The sequence below is a fragment of the Paenibacillus rigui genome, from assembly GCF_002234615.1.
Classification (GTDB): domain Bacteria; phylum Bacillota; class Bacilli; order Paenibacillales; family NBRC-103111; genus Paenibacillus_S; species Paenibacillus_S rigui.
In genome coordinates, this window is record NZ_NMQW01000033.1 from 1 (window position 1) to 19,084 (window position 19,084).

The 19,084-nt window shown below is 51.7% G+C and carries 19 protein-coding genes; 17 read left to right on the forward strand and 2 right to left on the reverse strand.

Features of this window, described 5'->3' with window-relative positions:
- Window positions 1-24 precede the first annotated feature (24 nt).
- The gene (locus tag CF651_RS20670) at window positions 25-540 is read right to left on the reverse strand and encodes a hypothetical protein (protein ID WP_094016774.1); all 516 of its coding nucleotides are present in this window, start codon (window positions 538-540) and stop codon (window positions 25-27) included.
- Between the two features lie 187 nt (window positions 541-727).
- On the opposite strand from CF651_RS20670, the gene CF651_RS20675 reads away from it, so the two are divergent.
- The 17 genes from CF651_RS20675 (at window position 728) to CF651_RS20750 (ending at window position 17,970) form a co-directional block, all read left to right on the forward strand.
- On the forward strand, window positions 728-2,014 hold the full coding sequence (locus CF651_RS20675) for an ATP-binding protein (RefSeq protein WP_094016775.1): 1,287 nt from the start codon (window positions 728-730) through the stop codon (window positions 2,012-2,014).
- Window positions 2,015-2,072: 58 nt separating this feature from the next.
- Window positions 2,073-2,228 (forward strand): hypothetical protein, encoded by a 156-nt coding sequence (locus CF651_RS32425; protein ID WP_179232911.1) that lies wholly within the window; start codon window positions 2,073-2,075, stop codon window positions 2,226-2,228.
- Between the two features lie 155 nt (window positions 2,229-2,383).
- The gene (locus tag CF651_RS20680; protein WP_094016776.1) at window positions 2,384-2,686 is read left to right on the forward strand and encodes a YunC family protein; all 303 of its coding nucleotides are present in this window, start codon (window positions 2,384-2,386) and stop codon (window positions 2,684-2,686) included.
- Window positions 2,687-2,955: 269 nt separating this feature from the next.
- On the forward strand, window positions 2,956-4,575 hold the full coding sequence (locus tag CF651_RS20685) for a LytS/YhcK type 5TM receptor domain-containing protein (protein WP_094016777.1): 1,620 nt from the start codon (window positions 2,956-2,958) through the stop codon (window positions 4,573-4,575).
- 7 nt (window positions 4,576-4,582) lie between these two features.
- Window positions 4,583-5,341 carry a LytR/AlgR family response regulator transcription factor gene (locus CF651_RS20690; protein ID WP_094016778.1) on the forward strand — a complete coding sequence of 253 codons (759 nt, stop codon included), beginning with the start codon at window positions 4,583-4,585 and terminating at the stop codon, window positions 5,339-5,341.
- Between the two features lie 121 nt (window positions 5,342-5,462).
- Window positions 5,463-7,553: a carbon starvation CstA family protein gene (locus CF651_RS20695; protein WP_094016779.1), complete on the forward strand. Its 2,091-nt coding sequence runs from the start codon at window positions 5,463-5,465 to the stop codon at window positions 7,551-7,553.
- Entirely contained in the window at window positions 7,546-7,749 is a 204-nt protein-coding gene (locus tag CF651_RS20700; RefSeq protein ID WP_094016780.1) for a YbdD/YjiX family protein, read from the forward strand. Before CF651_RS20695 ends, CF651_RS20700 begins: the two co-directional genes overlap by 8 nt.
- Before the next feature lie 193 nt (window positions 7,750-7,942).
- Window positions 7,943-8,656 carry a FadR/GntR family transcriptional regulator gene (locus CF651_RS20705; protein WP_094016781.1) on the forward strand — a complete coding sequence of 238 codons (714 nt, stop codon included), beginning with the start codon at window positions 7,943-7,945 and terminating at the stop codon, window positions 8,654-8,656.
- Between the two features lie 1,124 nt (window positions 8,657-9,780).
- Entirely contained in the window at window positions 9,781-10,524 is a 744-nt protein-coding gene (locus CF651_RS20710) for a (Fe-S)-binding protein (protein ID WP_094016782.1), read from the forward strand.
- Window positions 10,508-12,010, forward strand: coding sequence for a LutB/LldF family L-lactate oxidation iron-sulfur protein (locus CF651_RS20715; RefSeq protein ID WP_094016783.1), 1,503 nt, complete (start codon window positions 10,508-10,510; stop codon window positions 12,008-12,010). Before CF651_RS20710 ends, CF651_RS20715 begins: the two co-directional genes overlap by 17 nt.
- Entirely contained in the window at window positions 12,000-12,782 is a 783-nt protein-coding gene (locus tag CF651_RS20720) for a LutC/YkgG family protein (protein ID WP_245856074.1), read from the forward strand. The genes CF651_RS20715 and CF651_RS20720 overlap by 11 nt, the downstream gene beginning before the upstream one ends.
- Before the next feature lie 249 nt (window positions 12,783-13,031).
- Complete coding sequence (locus tag CF651_RS20725; RefSeq protein WP_094016784.1) at window positions 13,032-13,799, forward strand: IclR family transcriptional regulator; 768 nt, start codon at window positions 13,032-13,034, stop codon at window positions 13,797-13,799.
- A gap of 31 nt (window positions 13,800-13,830) precedes the next feature.
- Window positions 13,831-14,604 (forward strand): SDR family NAD(P)-dependent oxidoreductase, encoded by a 774-nt coding sequence (locus tag CF651_RS20730; protein WP_094016785.1) that lies wholly within the window; start codon window positions 13,831-13,833, stop codon window positions 14,602-14,604.
- A 37-nt stretch (window positions 14,605-14,641) separates the two neighbouring features.
- Complete coding sequence (locus CF651_RS20735) at window positions 14,642-15,559, forward strand: fumarylacetoacetate hydrolase family protein (RefSeq protein ID WP_094016786.1); 918 nt, start codon at window positions 14,642-14,644, stop codon at window positions 15,557-15,559.
- 12 nt (window positions 15,560-15,571) lie between these two features.
- A complete protein-coding gene (locus CF651_RS20740) occupies window positions 15,572-15,892 on the forward strand; it encodes a UxaA family hydrolase (protein ID WP_094016787.1) in 321 nt (106 codons plus the stop codon).
- A 13-nt stretch (window positions 15,893-15,905) separates the two neighbouring features.
- Complete coding sequence (locus tag CF651_RS20745) at window positions 15,906-17,066, forward strand: UxaA family hydrolase (protein ID WP_094016788.1); 1,161 nt, start codon at window positions 15,906-15,908, stop codon at window positions 17,064-17,066.
- Between the two features lie 109 nt (window positions 17,067-17,175).
- Window positions 17,176-17,970, forward strand: a complete 795-nt coding sequence (locus tag CF651_RS20750; protein WP_094016789.1) for an SDR family NAD(P)-dependent oxidoreductase — start codon at window positions 17,176-17,178, stop codon at window positions 17,968-17,970.
- 369 nt (window positions 17,971-18,339) lie between these two features.
- On the opposite strand, the gene CF651_RS20755 is transcribed toward CF651_RS20750, so the two are convergent.
- Window positions 18,340-18,894, reverse strand: a complete 555-nt coding sequence (locus CF651_RS20755) for a general stress protein (RefSeq protein WP_094016790.1) — start codon at window positions 18,892-18,894, stop codon at window positions 18,340-18,342.
- Window positions 18,895-19,084 lie beyond the last annotated feature (190 nt).

Here is a 19,084-nt window from a genome sequence, read left to right on the forward strand (position 1 = left end):
GTCCATGTTACCGGTGTTGTTTTTTTAACTGACTGCGAAATCGTCGATTTCATTAATTTTAAACAGGTAGACCTGCTTCTCATCGACATGGTAGACGCTGACATTGCCGCTTGGCGGGTCCACGTTCAGAATACGGCAGGGGACACTGAGCTTAACCCCCATCGATTTGACAATGGTAAGTCGTACCAAGGCATTGCTTTGTTTGAACTTCTGGAACTGCTCCCAAATTTCACGATGCGAATCTTGTTCATCGGGTGAAGATGCTGTGGAAGTCGGACGGGCCCGCGTAGGCTTCTCTTTGTGTAAACCGGCAGGTTGTTCTATGTCTATAGGAAGCTTGTCAGCGGATTCGTGAAGCGCTTCTTGAATCAATCCGCCTAACTCGACGCCGCTTTGAATCCGGTAGTCTGCGATGATATCGCTTTCGTTCATAAGGTGAAGCAGCTTCTCCAGAGCTCGGCCGTTGGTCTCATCTTCAATGAGAATGTCTAGGTTGAACATAAATCTGCGTGTGCTGATCTGATTTCGATCTGCAGCCATGGATGCTTTCCTCCTTAAGTCCTAGTCTAAAGTAACTATACCATTATTTTCCGTTTAAAAGTAGCCACTCGAAGCAATTTATGAAGTTCTAATTTTGCAGGAGGAACAGGAAAACGGATGTCGAATTTGTAATTTTGTAAGTAATTTGTAAGTAAGATGTAAAAAATACTAGAAGCTGAGGGGCGTTATGTTAGCAAACTTCAAAGATTTCCTTCTGAATATATTCATCATTTTCGCTCCTTTAGTATTTTACCCGTATATGCAAAAAGTCAAGAACAGACTCGAAGTATACCGGTCTTTATGCTTCATTTTCTTTTCCATAGCGATTATGGTGACGATGTCGTTCCCCGTTGACATTGGCGGAGTCAGCTTTGATTTTCGATCGATACCCCTGACGGTAGGCTCACTCTACGGCGGTGTCTACGTGTCTCTATTATTATACGCTGTTCTTGTTTTCATCCGCTATATGGGCGACAATCCCAATAATTTGCTGTATGCAGTCTCCCTTATCCCCAGTATCGTTGTCATGGGTTTAGCCGCAAGAACATACACATCCTTAAACCTAAGCCAGAAAATCATCTATGCCGCCTTGCTCTGTACCTTGATCAAGCTGCTTATCTTTGTGTGTTATTTCTTCTCAATCGGCCAATTGCCCCTGTTATTTAGTAATTCTGTCGATACGTTGTGGACGTTCCTTCTTCAAGGAGTTATTGTAGCACTGTACGTTTATTTAATCGAGTTTTTGAACCGCCATTTTCAAATGCAGGAAGAAATTATCAAGAGCGAGAAAATTAAAATCGTAAGTGAGATGGCTGCTTCGGTTGCCCATGAAATTCGAAATCCGCTCACATCGGTTAGAGGCTTCATCCAATTGCTGGGGGAATCCAATCTGAGTGAGGAGAAAAAACGCTTTTATCAAAGCATATGTCTTGAAGAGCTGGACCGGGCTCAGCTCATTATTACGGATTATCTTTCCTTAGCTAAGCCTGAGCCTGAAATGATTGAGAAAATGAATTTGCATGAAGAGATCGCTTACTTAACGAATGTTTTGTCTACCTACGCAAACTACAATAATATCCAAATTGAGGCGGTAATGCCCGATGAAAGCCCATTGTACATTCTTGGAGACCGTTATAAATTCAGGCAGGCCGTGATTAACATTGGTAAGAATGCTATTGAAGCGATGAAGCACGGCGGTACTTTGGATATCCTCGTCAAAAAATCGCAAGAGCATGTAATACTCTGTATTCGGGATACAGGGATCGGCATGACGGCGGAACAGCTCAAGCGGCTGGGTACACCCTATTACTCTACCAAAGAAAAAGGAACAGGACTCGGGACCATGGTCTCCTTCGGTATTCTTAAAAAAATGAATGGAAAAATAGAGGTTACGAGTACCGTAGGTAAAGGGACCCAGTGTACAATTCAGCTGCCAAAGGCAGATGCACGGGAGAAAAGCGAAAATGATGGATAATTGGGTCTGCAATGGAAAAAAATATATCCCTGAGAGATGAGGAATGGAGGGATAAGTAATGCCGAACGAAAAGATCGAAATTGAAACGGACGGAAACCCGGAAACCGCTTATGAGGACACCGCTCCGCATGAGCGACTTGGCTTCAGGGAAGAGGATACCGACCAAATTCGTTATGATGATCTGAATGATTTTGTTGATGGGATCGATGTGTAGTCAGCCAGAGCCAGTAAGGAAAACGAATGATACCTCCGCGAAGTGCCGCGGGGGTATTTTCATGTTCCTCCGCCTATCTTCCATGCCGCTTCTCACCCTTACAGTGGCCCATTCATATAGTGAATCATATGTTAATGACAAAGGAGATGCTGGCGATGATGCGCATGGAACCCGTTTCCCTAGACGGCTATACGGCATTAGCCATTGAAGTCAAGCTGCCCAAAACAACCCTGCTTGTCGTAACGACAGATAAAGGATATATCATGTGCGGCGCGCTTGACGTAGGTTTGCTGAATGAGAGACTGAAGGATCGTCATATTATCGCCGCAAGAGCGACCGGTGTACGTACGATTGAGGAGCTGCTGGAGGCGCCGCTTGAATCCGTCACGTATCAGGCAGAGGAGCTGGGGATCGTGCCCGGAATGAAAGGCAGAGACGCCGTCTTGTTAATGAAATAATTAGCTCAGGTAAAGCTTCAAAATAGGTTTGTGAACAGAGGTGGGATATGCTCTTTCCCGATAAACAACAGCGGCAGAAAGGGATACCCACCCGAGTATTTTGCCGATGTAAGGCTCTCGATAAGCTAAGCCAGCTCATGAGACCTAGCCTTCTGTTTTGGGTCGGATTCATCGGACGTCAGAATCGCTTTACTTGAACTATGAATTCAGGTACCATTCACCCTAGAGCTGGATGACTACAGCAATTCATGAAGAACGGGTGGGGTACGATGCTACCTTTGATGGTGGACATGCTCGAAAGAGTCGGGTTTCTCATTGCGACAGCGTTTGTTTTCTCCAGAAGCAAATGGATGCGAAGCTACATGAGCTACCAAGGCGACCAAAGCAATCATTGGCGGTTTCTTGTATTCTTCAGCTTCTATTCGATATTGGGCACCTACTCGGGCGTTGCTGTGTCTAACTTTGACTACAAGCCTGCGCCTTGGATCGGTGAGGTCTCTCCGACGGCGGCGATTGCAAATTCGCGGACGGTTGGTGTGGTCATTGCCGGACTGCTGGGCGGGGTCAAAAGTGGGCTTATCGTGGGGCTCGTTGCCGGGATTCATCGGTACAGCTTAGGCGGCTTCGTAGCGGTTGCATGTATGGTAGCCCCTATTTTGCAAGGCTTACTGGCGGGCTTGTGCCGCAATGCTTTGAAAAAAAGATTCCGCAACATGTCCTCGGTCAAGCTGGCCTTTCTCGTCGGCTTTGCCGCCGAGTCGCTGCAGATGGCGCTTATCCTTCTCCTGGCACGGCCGTGGGAAGAAGCGATTTCCCTGGTTTCGCTGATCAGCGTTCCCCAGGTGCTGTCGAACAGCATCGGTGTCGCTTTGTTCTTCGTGCTTTATAATACGATTGAAACCGAGGAGGATCGGATCGGCAACGAGCATGCGAACCGCGCCCTGCACATCGTTGATTTGACACTGCCGTTGTGGAAGCTGGAATTCGACAAGGCCGTTCACGCTATTGCGGAGACGCTGCTGGCCGAAACGAAGGCGGTCGGCGCCTTTTTTTATCGGAACGGCAAGGAAGAAGTGAGGGAAGGACTGAAGACGAATTATTACTTCGACCTGCCCATCGAGACGCAAAATAAGAAGCAGATCGGGCAATTTCGATTGTTCTACGAAAGGGCTCAGGATGATATTCCTTCGCGGAGAAGGATGCTGACATCGCTCGCCCAGCTGCTGTCACAGCAGTATGCGTTCGTGGAAGCGGAGAAGCAGGCGCAGCTGCTGGCCGACGCCGAAATTCGTTCGCTGCAGGCCCAGATGAGCCCCCATTTTTTATTCAACGTATTGAATACGGTCAAGTCGTTTATCCGCACGAAGCCGGAGGATGCAAGGCAGCTTGTCACGCATTTGTCCAAATGGATGAGAAATAATATGAACAACAGCAGCAAGACGCTGATTCCCATTCGTGATGAGCTGGACATGGTGACAGCCTACTTAAGCCTGTCTCAGGCGAGGCTCGGTGAGCGGCTGAAGGTGGTTGCCGACATCGATGAGAGTGTGCTGGACCGGTTGATCCCGCCCTTCACGATTCAGCCGCTGGTTGAGAATGCGCTTGTGCACGGATTGAAAGGGATGGGACCGGACCGGACTGGCACGATTCGGGTGGAGGTGCAGAGGGAAAGGAGTCCCGGCGGACAGAGCAGGGTAAGAATAACGGTTGAGGATAACGGGATAGGGATGGAAACCTCGGCGCATGTCAGCCGCGATCAGGACGAGCATGCGGGTCTGGCCTTAAGCAACATCGAGCAGCGGCTCCGGTATCATTACGGGATGGACAAGGCGCTTGTTATTGAAAGCCAACCGAATCAAGGAACAAAAATCAGCTTTTGGGTGAGGTGAGATTTCAGTGGAATGGAAGGTAGTCATAGCGGATGATGAGGCACCGGCACGCGAGGAATTGGCGTATTTGCTGGAGCAAATACCCGAGGTAGTGCAGGTAATTCAAGCGGCAGGCGGAATGGACGCCATCAAGAAGGTGAAGGAGCATTCGCCTGACCTTCTCTTCTTGGATATGGAAATGCCGGATTTAAGCGGGCTTCAGGTGGCTGAAATCATTCATGAGCTGAGTCCGCAGATCAAGCTTATATTTTCGACGGCGTATGATCATTATGCGATAGAGGCGTTTAAGCTGAGAGCATTTCATTATATTTTAAAGCCGTATGATGACAATGACGTGTTTGCCGTGTTTCGGGAGCTGCGCAGGATCAATGAAAGTACGGCTGCAGCAGGGGCGGCAGCGGACGTAGACGGCTCCAAGCTGCAGCAGACCTGCAGTGTCAAGCTGGCTTTGGAAATAGAGGGCGGCATCAAGTATATTTCCCCGAAGGATATTATATACATCAGTAAGGAAGGCAAGCATGTCCAGGTGCATACGAGAGAGCAGGCTTATGAGGTTGTATACACGCTGCAGGATTTGGAGCAAAAGCTGGAGTCTTACGGTCTGTTCCGCTGCCACAAAAGCTACCTCATTCAGATGGACGCGATACTGGAGCTGAAGTCATGGGTGAACGGGGCGTATAACGTTACGATGGACGACAAGCAGCAGAGCGTCATTCCCGTAAGCAGGAATTATGTGAAGGACCTGCGTTTAAAGCTCGAGATTTAACATCTTGGCCCGCCTTTTCAACATGATGCGCTGAAGCGGTTTCAATTTCACAGATATCGCTATATACTGTGTTTGTAAACGCTAACACATAATAATTTTGTTGAATTGTGGGGGTAAAGGCATGATTAAATCGATGAAATCCATCCTGTTGTGGGGTATCATTTCGGTGCTGGGCGCTTTCGGCTTTGCGACGATTGCATTAAACCGCGGAGAGACGATTAATGCCATCTGGCTTGTCGTAGCTGCCGTTGCTTTTTATGCCGTAGCCTACCGGTTTTACAGCAAGTTCCTGGCGAACAAAGTATTCGGTCTGGACGATAACCGGAAGACACCGGCTGAATTGAAAAATGACGGCAAGGACTATGTACCGACCAATAAGTGGGTGCTGTTCGGCCATCATTTTGCCGCCATCGCAGGGGCTGGCCCGCTGGTTGGACCCGTACTGGCAGCCCAAATGGGGTATTTGCCGGGTACATTGTGGATCGTCATCGGGGTGATCCTGGGTGGAGCCGTACAGGATTTCGTCATTTTATTTGCTTCGACACGACGCAATGGCAAGTCGCTGGGCGAGATGATTAAGGATGAGCTTGGACCGGTAACAGGGGCCATCGCCATGGTAGGTATTTTAGGGATTATGGTGATCCTGCTGGCCGTGCTTGCACTTGTTGTTGTCAAAGCGCTGATCGGCAGCCCTTGGGGAATGTTTACTATCGCAGCGACAATTCCGATTGCGATTCTGATGGGCTTTTATATGCGCTACATCCGTCCGGGACGGGTAGGAGAAGCGTCGCTGATCGGTATTGTACTGTTAATGGGCTCTTTGGTAGCCGGGAAGTTTGTAGCTGCAAGTCCCGCTTTGTCCCAAATGTTCTCTTTCAGCGGGGAAACTATCGCATTAATGATGATTGCATACGGGTTCATTGCCTCGGCTTTGCCGGTATGGCTGCTGCTGGCCCCTCGTGATTATTTAAGTACTTTCTTGAAGCTCGGTACGATTATCAGCCTGGCGTTGGGTATTCTTGTGGTCATGCCTGACCTCGCGATGCCGGCTACGACCAAATTCATCGACGGTACGGGGCCGGTGTTCGCCGGTAACTTATTCCCGTTCCTTTTCATCACGATTGCTTGCGGTGCGGTTTCCGGCTTCCACGCTCTTGTATCCTCGGGAACTACGCCAAAAATGCTGGAACGTGAATCCCATGCCCGCCCGATCGGCTACGGGGCGATGCTGATGGAATCGTTCGTTGCTATCATGGCTTTGATCGCCGCTTGCGTCATTACGCCGGGGACGTACTTTGCCATTAACAGTCCGGCGGCAGCTATCGGCACGGATGCGGTAAGTGCGGCGGCAGCCATCTCTTCCTGGGGCTTCACCGTCACGCCGAACGATTTGACGGCTATGGCGAAGGACGTAGGGGAATCAACGATTCTCTCCCGTACCGGAGGTGCTCCGACGTTTGCCATCGGGATGGCGCACATCTTATCGAATGTGATCGGCGGCAAAGCGCTGATGGCTTTCTGGTACCATTTTGCCATCCTGTTCGAGGCTTTATTCATCCTGACGACCATTGATGCGGGCACCCGGGTCGGACGGTTTATGATTCAGGAAATTTTGGGCTCCGTTGTGAAGCCGCTCGGGAACACGGAATCCATGCTAGGCAACGTTGTTGCGACGGCAATTTGCGTAGCGGGCTGGGGATACTTCCTGTACCAAGGGGTCATTGACCCGCTGGGGGGCATCAACTCCTTATGGGCATTATTCGGCATTGCGAACCAAATGCTCGCAGGCATGGCGCTGCTCCTGGGCTCTACGATCCTGCTTAAAATGGGCAAGAAGGCTTACGCCTGGGTTACTCTGCTCCCGACGGCCTGGCTGCTGATCGTCACGATGACGGCAGGCTGGCAGAAGCTGTTCCATCCGCTGGCCAAAATCGGCTTCCTGACGCATGCGAACCAATATAAAGAGGCGCTGAACAGCGGCAAGCTGCTAGCCCCGGCAAAGAATGCGGTGCAAATGCAGCAAATCATTACAAACGATTATGTCGATGCCGCCTTGTGTGCCATATTCATGGTCATTGTTATTGCAGTACTTATCTCCTCGATTCGGGTATGGTTCAACGTACTAAGCAATAAGCCGACCCCGTTGGCAGAAGCGCCATACGTTCCACGCAGCGGCGGAGGGGACGGCAGGGAGGTGCCGAAGTATGTTTGATGCGGTGCGAGAGGTCATAAAGTACCGGAATCAGTTTCTCGATCTGCTGGTCGGGGTCCCGAATTATGAGCGTTATGTCGAGCATATGCAGGAGCGGCATCCGGAGGAGCCTATCCAAACACGCGAGCAATTTTTCCGCGAAGCGCAGGATGCGAGATATAACGCTAAAGGCGGCAAGGTATCCCGCTGCTGTTAAAAAGTAATAAAAATCCGCTTCAAGCCAGTAGGCTTGAGGCGGATTTTTTTTGGGGACTCTTGCAGCACAAGGCTATATTTGATGACCGGCCGGATGCTGTGCACAGCTTCTCTTATATAATGGCCGCGGCGGGGTTGGTTTCTTTTGGAAGCAAGGCTATAATAGGGATACATTAGCAAGGGGGCAGGACGGTATGGAAATACAAAAGGTGTCTTCGCGAAAAATATATGAAGTGATCGCCGATCAGATAAAAGAGCAAATCGTGAGCGGCGCTTTAAGTCCCGGACATAAGCTGCCTTCGACGAAGGAGCTGTCCGAGAAATTTCAGGTAGGCCGTTCAACGGTCAGGGAAGCGTTAAGCGCCTTAAAGGCAATGGGTCTTGTGGAAATACATCAGGGGGAAGGCAGCTATGTGAGGAGTATTGAGTCGGAAGACGTCGATCTGCCGGCATTTGATTCTATTCTGATGAGCCGAGAGACGGTAGTGGAATTAATTGAAGCACGTAAAGCGTTGGAGATTTCCAATGCAGCGCTGGCCGCCGAGAAGCGGACGGATGAGGACATTGCCAAGTTTGAAGAAATTATCCGCAACATGGAACATTTCCTGGGCAATGAAGAAGAGGGGGAACGATCGGATGTTTTATTCCATTTGACGTTGGCCCAAGCGACACACAATTCCATTATGGCCCGGATGATCGATTCGATCTCGACGCAAATGCAAGCGGCGATTAAGGAAACGAGAAGATTACAGATGTATTCCAGCGAAACCGTATCCAAGCAGCTTTGGGTGGAGCATAAGGCGATATTTGAGGCGATTCGTGATAAAGACCCGGCAGGAGCACAAGAAGCGATGCGCAGACATTTGTTTCATGTCGAGCAAGTGCTGCTGAAGTTTTTGAAGCAATAGCAGGCGAAAGCTTGGCGAGCAAGAAAAAGGCAGGTCCACCTCTGTCTGCAAAAGGCTTTGAATTGCGAGGAGCCCGGAAGACATGCCGCTTAGCGCGGTTCGAAACTTTGATAGGATAGGCGATGGAGACCGGAAGTTCTGCCGCAGTTTGCATGCGGAGCATGTGCGGGTGAAGATTACCCGGAATATGACAAAGGCACTTGCAGATAGGCATACCGGATTTTAGACCGGATAGAGAGAAAAGAACTAGCACATAGCAAGAGTAAAATGGAGATGGTCAGGTGAGGAGTGAGGCGTCTGCTTTAGAAACGTGTGTTCTACCGCTGCTTGTGTGGGTTCAAGGAACGCGAATTTCAACAGTGGCCGGAACCCCACACCTGACTCCCTCATCTCGCCCAACGTATACGGTTCACCCATGGTGTTCTCAAAATCCACTTATGAAAACGCATTATTTATCGAAAAGCTGCGAAAATGGATGGGTTCTGTAGAAAAAGAGGGACAGGCTTATGTTTGCAGGATAAATTCGCCTTTTTTAAAATTAACAGAATATTTACAAAAATCTAATAATATATTAATATGAAATTAACAAAGACATGAACCCAACCTTATCAACTCGTTAACAAGTTTCGGTCCAGGGCTATGGGGTACGATGATTCCGTAAGGAAGCGTACCAAATCCAAACTGAAACCCTTGAGACTGAAAAACCCATATAAGACTTGAAGGGAAAGGGGATAGTCCAATGAAGCAGGTTAGCGAAGCATACTCATGAATATTGGACTGCTGAGTATGCGGGGACCTAACAGAAACTGAACCTGGAAGTCAGTCCATGTCAAGTGAATAACCAGTCAAGCAAAAGGATTAGCAATTAGTAATCTGATGTGGTTGTATTGGGTATATGAATGGAGTATAGGGAAGGAAATTGAATACTTACGAAACTTAAGATCCCTGCAAGCGATTCGTCGAATCGGCAGGGATCTTTTATTTATGTTTGCAGCAAGCGGCGGATAGCGTATTCGGAACAGGACAAGGGGGTCCATGGGAACAAAAAAAACTTTTCAAAATTCAACTTATCTGATAACCTGATAACTATACGTTACTTATTGTACAAGAGAGAGGGAATCCGAATGCGTGTGTCGATATTTATTACCTGTTTGGCCGACCAGCTCTATCCGGAGGTTGGAGAAAGCGTTGCCAGATTGCTGCATCGTTACGGGTGCGAGGTCGATTTTCCGGAAATGCAAACCTGCTGCGGTCAGCCTGCCTTTAACAGCGGGTATCAGGACGAGACGAGAGAAGTGGCGCGCGTCATGATTCGTGCGTTCGAGAACAGCGACTATGTCGTATCCCCTTCCGGCTCCTGTACCGGGATGATGCATCATTATTATCCGATGCTTTTTGCCGATGAACCGGAATGGAAGCTGAAGGCGGAGCAGCTCGTGGAGAAAACCTATGAATTTTCCCAGTTCCTTGTCAATGTGCTGGGCGTTACCGATTTGGGGGCGAAGTATGACATTAAAGCGACTTACCACCCTTCCTGTCATGCCACGCGCCTGCTTGGGGTGAAGGAAGAACCGGGCAAGCTGCTGTCCAATGTCAAAGGCTTGGAGTTGATCGATCTTCCCAAAAAAGAAGACTGCTGCGGCTTCGGCGGTACGTTCGCGGTGAAGATGGCTGACATGTCGGAAGCGATGGTATGTGAAAAAGCAGGTCACGTATGCTCGACGGGAGCAGAAGTTCTGCTGGGGACGGATATGGGCTGCCTGATGAATATCGGGGGCCGTTTGAATAAAGACAACAAGCCGATTCGCGTGATGCATTTGGCTCAGCTACTGGAGGAAGGAGTGAAGAACGATGAGTCTGGTCGATGAAAAGCAGCTGATCGGTACAGGGCTGAAAAAGCGGACGGAGGAAGCGCTGGCCGATGATTTTTTGCGCAAAGCGGTGGCGTTCACAACGGATAAGCTGAAAACAGGCAAGCTTGCCGCTACGGACGATTTCGGCCATTGGGAGGCTTGGCGCGAGCGGGGGAGTCAAATCCGCAAGCATGTTATCGATAATCTGGACTATTACTTGACCCAGTTCACGGACAATGTGGCAAAAGCGGGCGGACACGTTTATTTCTGTAAAACGGCGGACGAGGCGGTCAAAGTGTTCATGAACTTGGCCGAGGAGCGGAGAGCCAAGCTTGTGGCCAAAGGAAAATCGATGGTGTCCGAGGAAATCCACTTGAATCACCATCTGGAGGACCACGGCATCGAAGCGATTGAAACCGACCTGGGCGAATATATTTTGCAGCTTGCCAAGGAAACGCCTTCGCACTTGATCATTCCGGCGATCCATAAGAATAAGCAGCAAATCGCGGAATTGTTTAATGAGGAATCCGGCGAATCTTTCCCACCGGAGACGAAGGTGCTGGCCCAGTATGCAAAGCAAAAGCTGCGCAACTACTTCCTCGAGGCCGATATCGGCTTGACCGGCTGCAATTTCGGTGTAGCGGAATCCGGCGCCATTACCCTTGTATCGAATGAAGGCAACGGGCGGATGGTTAGTACAATCCCCAAAACGCATGTCGTGATCATGGGGATGGAGCGTCTGGTACCGACCTACGACGATCTGGAGGTCGTGCTGAACCTGCTGGCGCGAAGCGCTACCGGTCAGAAGCTGACGACGTACACGTCGATGATTACCGGACCGCGCCGCGAGGGCGAGCTCGACGGACCGGAGGAGCTCCATCTGATCGTCCTGGACAACGGACGCTCGGAGCAGCTCGGCGATCCGGTGTTCCAGGAGGTGCTGCACTGCATCCGCTGTGCTGCCTGCTTGAACGTGTGCCCCGTGTACCGTCACGTGGGCGGACACACCTACGGCAGCGTATACAGCGGCCCGATCGGGGCCGTGCTTACGCCGCTGCTGCAGCAGGACATGAAGGAAGCCGGCCAGCTGGCCTACGCTTCCAGTCTGTGCGGGGCATGCTATGAGGCATGCCCGGTCAAGATCCCGCTGCACGATATGCTCGTGCAGCTGCGCGCCCGCAAGGTCAAGATGGGGCTGACCCCTCTTGCCGAGCGGATCGCATTCAAGACGTTCCAGACGGCGTTCGGGAACGTCAAGCTGTACAAGATGGCGACGAAGTCCGCCTATTATTTGCAGAAGCCTTTTATTAGCAAAGGCTTCATTAAGAAGGGGCCGGGTCCGATGTCCGGCTGGACGCAGTCGCGCTTCTTCCCGATGAAGCCGAAGCAGTCGTTCCGCGACCGCTGGGAGGCGCTGCAGCAGGAGCTGAAGCAGTCGCCGGCAGGGAAAGCCCCCGAAGCCGGAGACAGCAAAAACGGAGGTGCGAAGCATGAGCACTAAGATGCCAGCAGGACAAATTCACGGCCGCGAGTCGTTTATCTCCAATATTTCGTCCCGTCTCGGACGCAAAGGCCCGGCGGCGCACGAACCGGAGCATCCATTCCGCGGCGCGCCGCAATTTTATAAAGACATTCAGCGTTCCACCGAGGAGAAGATTACGCTGTTCAGCGAGGTGTGGACCGGCTTGACGGGCAAAGTGCTTGTCGTCGAAGAAGCGGAAGCGAAGGAGAAAATCGGCGCTTGGCTGCAAGAGGTGGCCAAGGAGCTGAACGTCACCCAGGTGTCCCGCTGGGAGCACGAGGGGTTGAAGGCGCTCGGCCTGGACGAGGCGCTGGCTGAGGCCGGCATCGGGGTCGTGCCGTGGCTTCCGATCGAGACGGAAGCCTCCGCAGCGGAGCCAGCCGTCGAAGGCGGCTCCAACTGGGCGAAGCGCAGCGAGCTGCTGCGCCGCACGGAGCGCTGCCAGCTCGGCATCGTGTGGCCGGACTATGCCATAGCCAACACGAGCACGCTCGTGCTCCAGTGCTCGGCGGAACGCGGCCGCTCGGTCAGTCTGCTGACCGATATTCTGTTCGCGGTATTCCGCGCGGACCAGCTCGTAACGCGAATGGGTGAAGCATTCGCCCGGATTACCGAAGGAAAGGCGGATGCGGCCAGCTACGCCTCCTCCTTGAACCTGATCACCGGACCAAGCCGGAGTGCGGACATCGAGAACGATTTGACGATCGGGATCCATGGTCCCGGCAAAGTATACGCCGTCATTATCAAGTAATACAGCTGTGAATAGCTCTTCCTGTCAGCCGTCGCCGGTCTGATCAGGGGGAGCTTTCTTTTTGTTCGTAGATAGCGTTGACAGACCCTTGGTTACGGTGATAGGATGAAACTATAAGTTTTATAAACCTAGGTTTATTATAATAAACCACGATGATGAAGCCAGAGGGGATAACCAGCCGAACGGCCTGCTGACTAACCGGGCATATATCCTCTGGACTTCGATAATACCAAGAGATAGGGAGACTGCATGGAAAAGAAATATTGGGTACCCGCTTTGGAAAAGGCGAATGATGTTTTGCAGCTCGTTTCAGAGCAGCCCTCCAAGCTGAAGCTGATCGATTTGTCGAAGCAGCTGGGCATTAACAAGAGCTCCATGTTTTCGCTGCTTAACACCATGGAGGCTTTGGAATGGGTGGTCCGCGAGCCGGAGAGCACGTATTCGCTGGGTTCGAAGCTGGGGTTCATTGGAAACGCTTTTTTCAAGCAATTCAGTCTGATTGACCGTTTCCGCAAGGAAGCTGCCATAACGAAGCATACGATTCAAGAAACGATCCAGCTGGCCAAGCTGGAGCAAAGGGATGTGCTGTATTTGGCCAAGGAGGAGATGCCTTCTCCGGTACGGCTGTCCTCGGAGCCGGGCATGAAGCTTCCCGCTCATGTGACCGCGCTGGGGAAGGCGATGCTGGCCTCCCTGGCAGAATCGGATTTCGAGGCCCTGTTCCCCGAGGAGGCGCTGCTGCCGGAGCTGACGCCCTTCACAATCAAGACGAGGAGCGAGCTGAAAGCGCAGCTGGCCGCGGCCCGGGCTGAGGGATTCGCCTTCGATTTGCAGGAAGCCGTGATGGGCTTCTGCTGTGTAGCTGCGCCGATACGCGATGCCCAAGGCAGGACGATAGCGGCGATAAGCTGCTCGATGTTCCAGCACGAATGGGAAGCGAAGCGGGAGCTGGCCCAGCGGGAAATATGTGCATTGGCTGCAAAATTATCACAAGATGCGGTACAGGTGAACAGCTAAAATTCAGATGAGGGAAGGGAGTAAAGCACACATGAGGCTACAGAACAAAATTATTCTTATTACCGGCTCCGGCTCGGGGATCGGGAAAGCTACGGCGCTGCTATTCGCCAGTGAAGGCGCTACCGTTGTCGTCAACGATCTGTCCGTAGAGAAAGGCGAGGAAACGGTAGAGGAAATCAAACAAGCCGGGGGCAGCGCATTGTTCGTTCAAGCGGACGTAACGGATCCGGATTCGGTGAAGTCGATGGTGGATCAAATCATTGCAGCCTACGGCCGCATCGATGTTCTGTTTAACAATGCCGGGATCAGCGGCGTCGGCGCCATTCACGAGGTGGAGCCGGAGGATTGGGACCGGGTGATTAAAGTTAATATTCGCGGCGTGTTCCTGCCGAGCAAATACGTGCTTCCTCACATGATGGAGCGCCGGGAGGGCTCGATTATCAATATGTCCTCCTGCATCGCGGAAATCGGGCTGGGCCGGCGCGCTTCTTATTCCGCTACCAAGGGAGCGGTGCTTTCGCTGACGAAGTCCATGCAGGTGGATTACGCTCCGTATCAAATTCGAGTCAATGCTCTCCTTCCGGGGACAATCATGACACCCTTCGTGGAGAACTATTTGCGCAATTCCTACGATGATCCCGAAGCGGCGATCAACTCGTTGAAGAAGCGCCAGCTGAGCGGTGACTTGGGCAGACCCGAGGATGTAGCTAAGGCGGCACTGTTCCTCGCATCCGACGAATCGAAGTTTATGATGGGCTCCCCGTTATATATTGACGGCGGCGTTGTATTCGGAAAAGACGCTTAATTGTTTACAACTTAAACCTAGATGGAGGCATGAACTCATGAAACTTCTTACTTTTCTTCTTAACGGACAACAACAATTAGGCGTGAAAACGGAGCAAGGCGTTGTACATATTGCTTCGGCCCTGCAAACGGTACCCGCAGCAGGCGCATCCGTTCCTCAGGATGTGCATGAAGTCATCGATGGCGGCGCGGCAGCCATATCGGCATTACAAGCTTATGTGGAGCAAGCTTTGTCCGCGGCGGAAGGGAATGCGGCAGGCTATCTTTTAAATGAATCGGACTTGACTTTGGCCCCTTGTGTGACCCGCCCGAATAAAATCATTTGCGTCGGCTTGAATTACCGCAAGCATGCGGAAGAAACGAATGCACCGATTCCTCAATTCCCGATCCTGTTCAATAAATTCAATAATACGCTGACGGGTCATGGAGCGGAGGTACCCCTGCCGGTTAAGGTGACGAGCAAGGTGGATTATGAAGCGGAGCTTGTGATCGTGATTGGCAAAGAAGCGAAGTATGTGGACAAAGCAAATGCTCTGGACTACGTGTTCGGTTATTGCAACGTGAATGATCTGTCGGCACGGGATTTGCAAATGCGCACGCATCAATGGCTGCTTGGTAAAAGCTGCGACGGCTTCAGCCCGCTTGGGCCTTACCTGGTTACGGCCGATGAAGTGGGCAACCCGAATGACTTGGGCATCCGGTGCATCGTGAACGGCGAGGTGCGTCAAAGCTCGAATACGTCGGATATGATTTTCCATTGCGATGAAATCGTCTGCTACATTTCCCAGCATATGACGCTGGTGCCGGGGGATATCATTTTGACGGGAACGCCGGAAGGTGTCGTCCTGGGACTGCCTGAAGACAAGCAAATATATCTGAAGGACGGCGATATCGTAACGATCGAAATCGAGAAGCTGGGCTCCTTGACCAACAAAATGGTAGCAGAGCGGGCATAGGAGGATAAGATCATGGCAGCACATCATATTGAAGCGGGAGCCGATGCGCTCGTGATGGACGCACGCGATCACGTTGCAACGGCGATTAAAGATTTGCAGGCAGGGCAGCAGGTCAGCTATCGGGTTCAGGATCAGGTGCATACCGTGGTGCTTCTGGATAATGTCCCGTTCGGGCATAAGGTAGCGATTCAGGATGTTGCCCAGGGGACCGATATCCGAAAATACGGTGAAGTGATCGGCCGTACGACATCCGATATTCGCGCCGGTCAGCATGTGCATATACACAACGTGGAAGGCATCCGCGGTCGCGGGGATCAGGCCGTGAAGGGCTGAGGAGGAGAAGAGTATGAGTCACATGATGGGTTACAGAAGATCAGACGGTACGGTGGGTATTCGCAATCATTTACTTATTATCCCGACGGTGATTTGCTCGAATCAGGTCGTAAACCGGATATCGCAAATGGTGCCGGACACGGTTGCCATCCCGCATCAGCACGGCTGCAGTCAAATCGGTGCGGATAAGGACCGGACCTTCGAGGTGTTGGCGGGAACAGGCCGCAATCCGAATGTCGGCGGCGTAATCATTATAAGCTTGGGCTGCGAGGTGATTGATCCGAATGCGCTGGCGGATGCGATCCGTCCAACCGGCAAGCTGGTTGAGGTGTTCGACATTCAATCCGTCGGCGGCTCTGTCAAAGCGATTCAGCACGGCGTTGAAATTGCGCGCAAAATGCGGGCGGACCTCGACGCGATGCAGCCCGAGCCGATTCCGTTCAGCGAGCTGATCATCGGCGTAAAATGCGGCGGCTCCGACGCGACGTCCGGCCTGGCATCGAACCCGGCGCTGGGTGCGGCTGCGGATAAGCTGATCCAGCTTGGCGGCGGTGTCGTTATTGGGGAAACGACGGAGATTATCGGTGCGGAGCATGTTCTTGCCTCGCGATGTGCAACCCAAGAGACAGCCGATCAGCTCTACCATATCGTCGACCGGTTCGAGAAAGAGGTGGAGCGGATGGGGGCCGATATGCGCGGCGGCAATCCGAGTCCCGGCAATATTGCCGGCGGTTTGACTACGATTGAGGAGAAGTCCCTCGGCTGCATCAGCAAATGCGGCAGCGCCCCGATCCAGGGGATCGTCGAGTATGCGGAGCAGCTGCCGAAGCACGGGTTGTATTTCATGGACTCCCCGGGCAATGATATTGAATGCGTATCCGGTATGGCTGCAGGCGGTGCGCATCTGGTTTGCTTTACAACCGGCCGCGGCACGCCTACCGGCTCCGCTGTCGTGCCTGTCATTAAAATAACGGGCAATAAACGGATGTTCGAACGGATGAGCGACAACATGGATGTGGATGTCAGCGATATGCTTGAAGGCACGCTCAGTCTCGACGATGCGGGCGAGCTCGTCTGGAGAGAGATTCAAGAGGTGGCTAACGGCAAGCTGACGAAGGCGGAAGTGCTTGGCCATACGGAGTTCAGTATTAACCGTATCGGCCCCAGCCTCTAACGGCCTCTGATCATAAAACGAATGGACTCCTGCGCATCGATTGCTCAGGAGTCCGGCATGCTAACGAAGTTACTTTGCTCTCGCAAAGTTTAGGGGAGGATCACTTACGATGCCAAGATTACTGGATAGAGTTGCCCTGGTCACGGGGGCAAGCCGCGGGATCGGCGAAGCCGTTGCGCTCCGTCTTGCCGAGGAAGGCGCGAATGTCGCCGTTAACTACACGTCGGACCGCTCTCGTCCGCTAGCGGAGAAGGTGAAGGAGCAGATCGAGGCGATGGGGCGCAAGGCCATCATCGTTCAGGCGGATGTAGGCAGCAAGGCTCAGGTGGAAGCGATGTTCCAGCAGATAAGGGAGCAGCTTGGCGATGTGGAGATTTTGGTCAACAACGCGGGAATCGCCCCGTTCGAGCCCTTCCTGAAGGTAACGGAAGAAACATGGGACCGTACTTATAACACGAACGTGAAATCGATCTTTCTATGCTCACAGCTTGCAGCCAAATCGATGATTGAGAAGCGTTACGGCAAAATCGTTAACGTATTGTCGACGGCAAGCCTGGTCGTCACCAGTCCGGTCATTCCTCATTACCAATCCTCCAAAGCAGCGGCCAACATGCTGACCAAGGGCATGGCTATCGAATTGGGCAAATACAACATTAATGTCAATGCGGTTGGCCCGAGCACAGTCGATACGGACATGTGCACGGACTTTTTGGCCGACCCTGCGATTCGAGCTCAAGAGATTGAAGCGAATCCGATGAAGCGTCTAGGTACCGCACGTCAAATCGGGGATGCCGTCGTCTTCTTGGCTTCCGAGGAAGCGATGCAGGTCAACGGGCATTTGCTTATGGTCGACGGCGGTCTGACGGTCAAGGCAGCCCAGCCGGACGATCACATGGAGCACTAAACTAAACTAAACTAAACTAAGCTAAGCTTAGCTTAGCTTAGCCAGAGTGTCGAAAAAGTCCCCATGGCTTTTCGGCACTTTCATTTTTATGTGGTGGTTCTCGTCTTTTCGAAGAAAAATCGATTTAAACCGATCTGAGAGCCAAGTTCTAGTACAAAAATCTAAGATTTTGAGGACCATCTTTCAAAAAAGGGGTTTCTCGACAGCCTGACTAAGCTAAGCTTAGCTTAGCTTAGCTTAGCTTAGCTTAGTTAGGCAGGACAGGTTCATTTATAGCATATGCATAAGTAAAGCCCATCGGATAATGAAAACCGATGGGCTTTCTTTGTTTTTAAACAGGTAATTAGAGACGGGAAAACGATATTTAAATTAACGCAGGGAGCGGCTGCTTCCGATACCTGCTCCGTAATCGGCGTCATACGTATTCGCATTCAGCGAATTGTTCGTTCGGAACGCATCATATACCGTATCATTCCGGGTTCGATCCGCATGAGCGTCGACGAGTACGAGAATATGTCCATTTTTCACATAGTCGTTGTATCGGTTCGCCTCATCCTCCGGAATGCCTAATCCGACGAGGCCTCCGACCAGTCCGCCGGCTCCGGCGCCTACGGCGAGTCCGGTGAGGGTTGCGGCAATCGGTCCTGCTGCCAGAATCGGTCCGATGCCGGGGATGGCCAGGATGCCTAGACCTGCCAATAACCCGGCGGTCCCCCCGAGCACGCCACCCGTAGCGGCACCGGCCGCAAGCCCTTCAGGGGCTTTGGTGCCCGTTTCCTTTTGTATATGGGCTGCATTGTCCTTGTCTCTGGCTACAATGGAGATTTCCTCCGGACGGTAGCCTTGTCTTTTTAATGCGTCAACGGCTTGAATCGCTTCGCGTTCCGTTTGGAATACACCGACAATTTTTTGATGGTTGTTCATGGTTAGTACCTCCTTGTGGGATTCATAGAGTTGAACCAAAACGACCGCAGTATTACTTACCCGTTCTGAAGGAAATGAAACGAAGCTGAAATTGTCTGTTTTTGTCGACTTGTTCATCTTGTGTTCATCTTCCGTTCATATTTCTTTGATATTTTTTTCCAGTATATACATATCAATAGAATGAGAGAGG

Excerpts from the sequence above, each read along its gene's own strand:
- CF651_RS20670 (WP_094016774.1), bottom strand. The coding sequence starts at position 540 with ATGGCTGCAGATCGAAATCAGATCAGCACACGCAGATTTATGTTCAAC.
- CF651_RS20675 (WP_094016775.1), top strand. The coding sequence starts at position 728 with ATGTTAGCAAACTTCAAAGATTTCCTTCTGAATATATTCATCATTTTC.
- CF651_RS32425 (WP_179232911.1), top strand. The coding sequence starts at position 2,073 with ATGCCGAACGAAAAGATCGAAATTGAAACGGACGGAAACCCGGAAACC.
- CF651_RS20680 (WP_094016776.1), top strand. The coding sequence starts at position 2,384 with ATGATGCGCATGGAACCCGTTTCCCTAGACGGCTATACGGCATTAGCC.
- CF651_RS20685 (WP_094016777.1), top strand. The coding sequence starts at position 2,956 with ATGCTACCTTTGATGGTGGACATGCTCGAAAGAGTCGGGTTTCTCATT.
- CF651_RS20695 (WP_094016779.1), top strand. The coding sequence starts at position 5,463 with ATGATTAAATCGATGAAATCCATCCTGTTGTGGGGTATCATTTCGGTG.
- CF651_RS20700 (WP_094016780.1), top strand. The coding sequence starts at position 7,546 with ATGTTTGATGCGGTGCGAGAGGTCATAAAGTACCGGAATCAGTTTCTC.
- CF651_RS20705 (WP_094016781.1), top strand. The coding sequence starts at position 7,943 with ATGGAAATACAAAAGGTGTCTTCGCGAAAAATATATGAAGTGATCGCC.
- CF651_RS20710 (WP_094016782.1), top strand. The coding sequence starts at position 9,781 with ATGCGTGTGTCGATATTTATTACCTGTTTGGCCGACCAGCTCTATCCG.
- CF651_RS20715 (WP_094016783.1), top strand. The coding sequence starts at position 10,508 with ATGAGTCTGGTCGATGAAAAGCAGCTGATCGGTACAGGGCTGAAAAAG.
- CF651_RS20720 (WP_245856074.1), top strand. The coding sequence starts at position 12,000 with ATGAGCACTAAGATGCCAGCAGGACAAATTCACGGCCGCGAGTCGTTT.
- CF651_RS20725 (WP_094016784.1), top strand. The coding sequence starts at position 13,032 with ATGGAAAAGAAATATTGGGTACCCGCTTTGGAAAAGGCGAATGATGTT.
- CF651_RS20730 (WP_094016785.1), top strand. The coding sequence starts at position 13,831 with ATGAGGCTACAGAACAAAATTATTCTTATTACCGGCTCCGGCTCGGGG.
- CF651_RS20735 (WP_094016786.1), top strand. The coding sequence starts at position 14,642 with ATGAAACTTCTTACTTTTCTTCTTAACGGACAACAACAATTAGGCGTG.
- CF651_RS20740 (WP_094016787.1), top strand. The coding sequence starts at position 15,572 with ATGGCAGCACATCATATTGAAGCGGGAGCCGATGCGCTCGTGATGGAC.
- CF651_RS20745 (WP_094016788.1), top strand. The coding sequence starts at position 15,906 with ATGAGTCACATGATGGGTTACAGAAGATCAGACGGTACGGTGGGTATT.
- CF651_RS20750 (WP_094016789.1), top strand. The coding sequence starts at position 17,176 with ATGCCAAGATTACTGGATAGAGTTGCCCTGGTCACGGGGGCAAGCCGC.
- CF651_RS20755 (WP_094016790.1), bottom strand. The coding sequence starts at position 18,894 with ATGAACAACCATCAAAAAATTGTCGGTGTATTCCAAACGGAACGCGAA.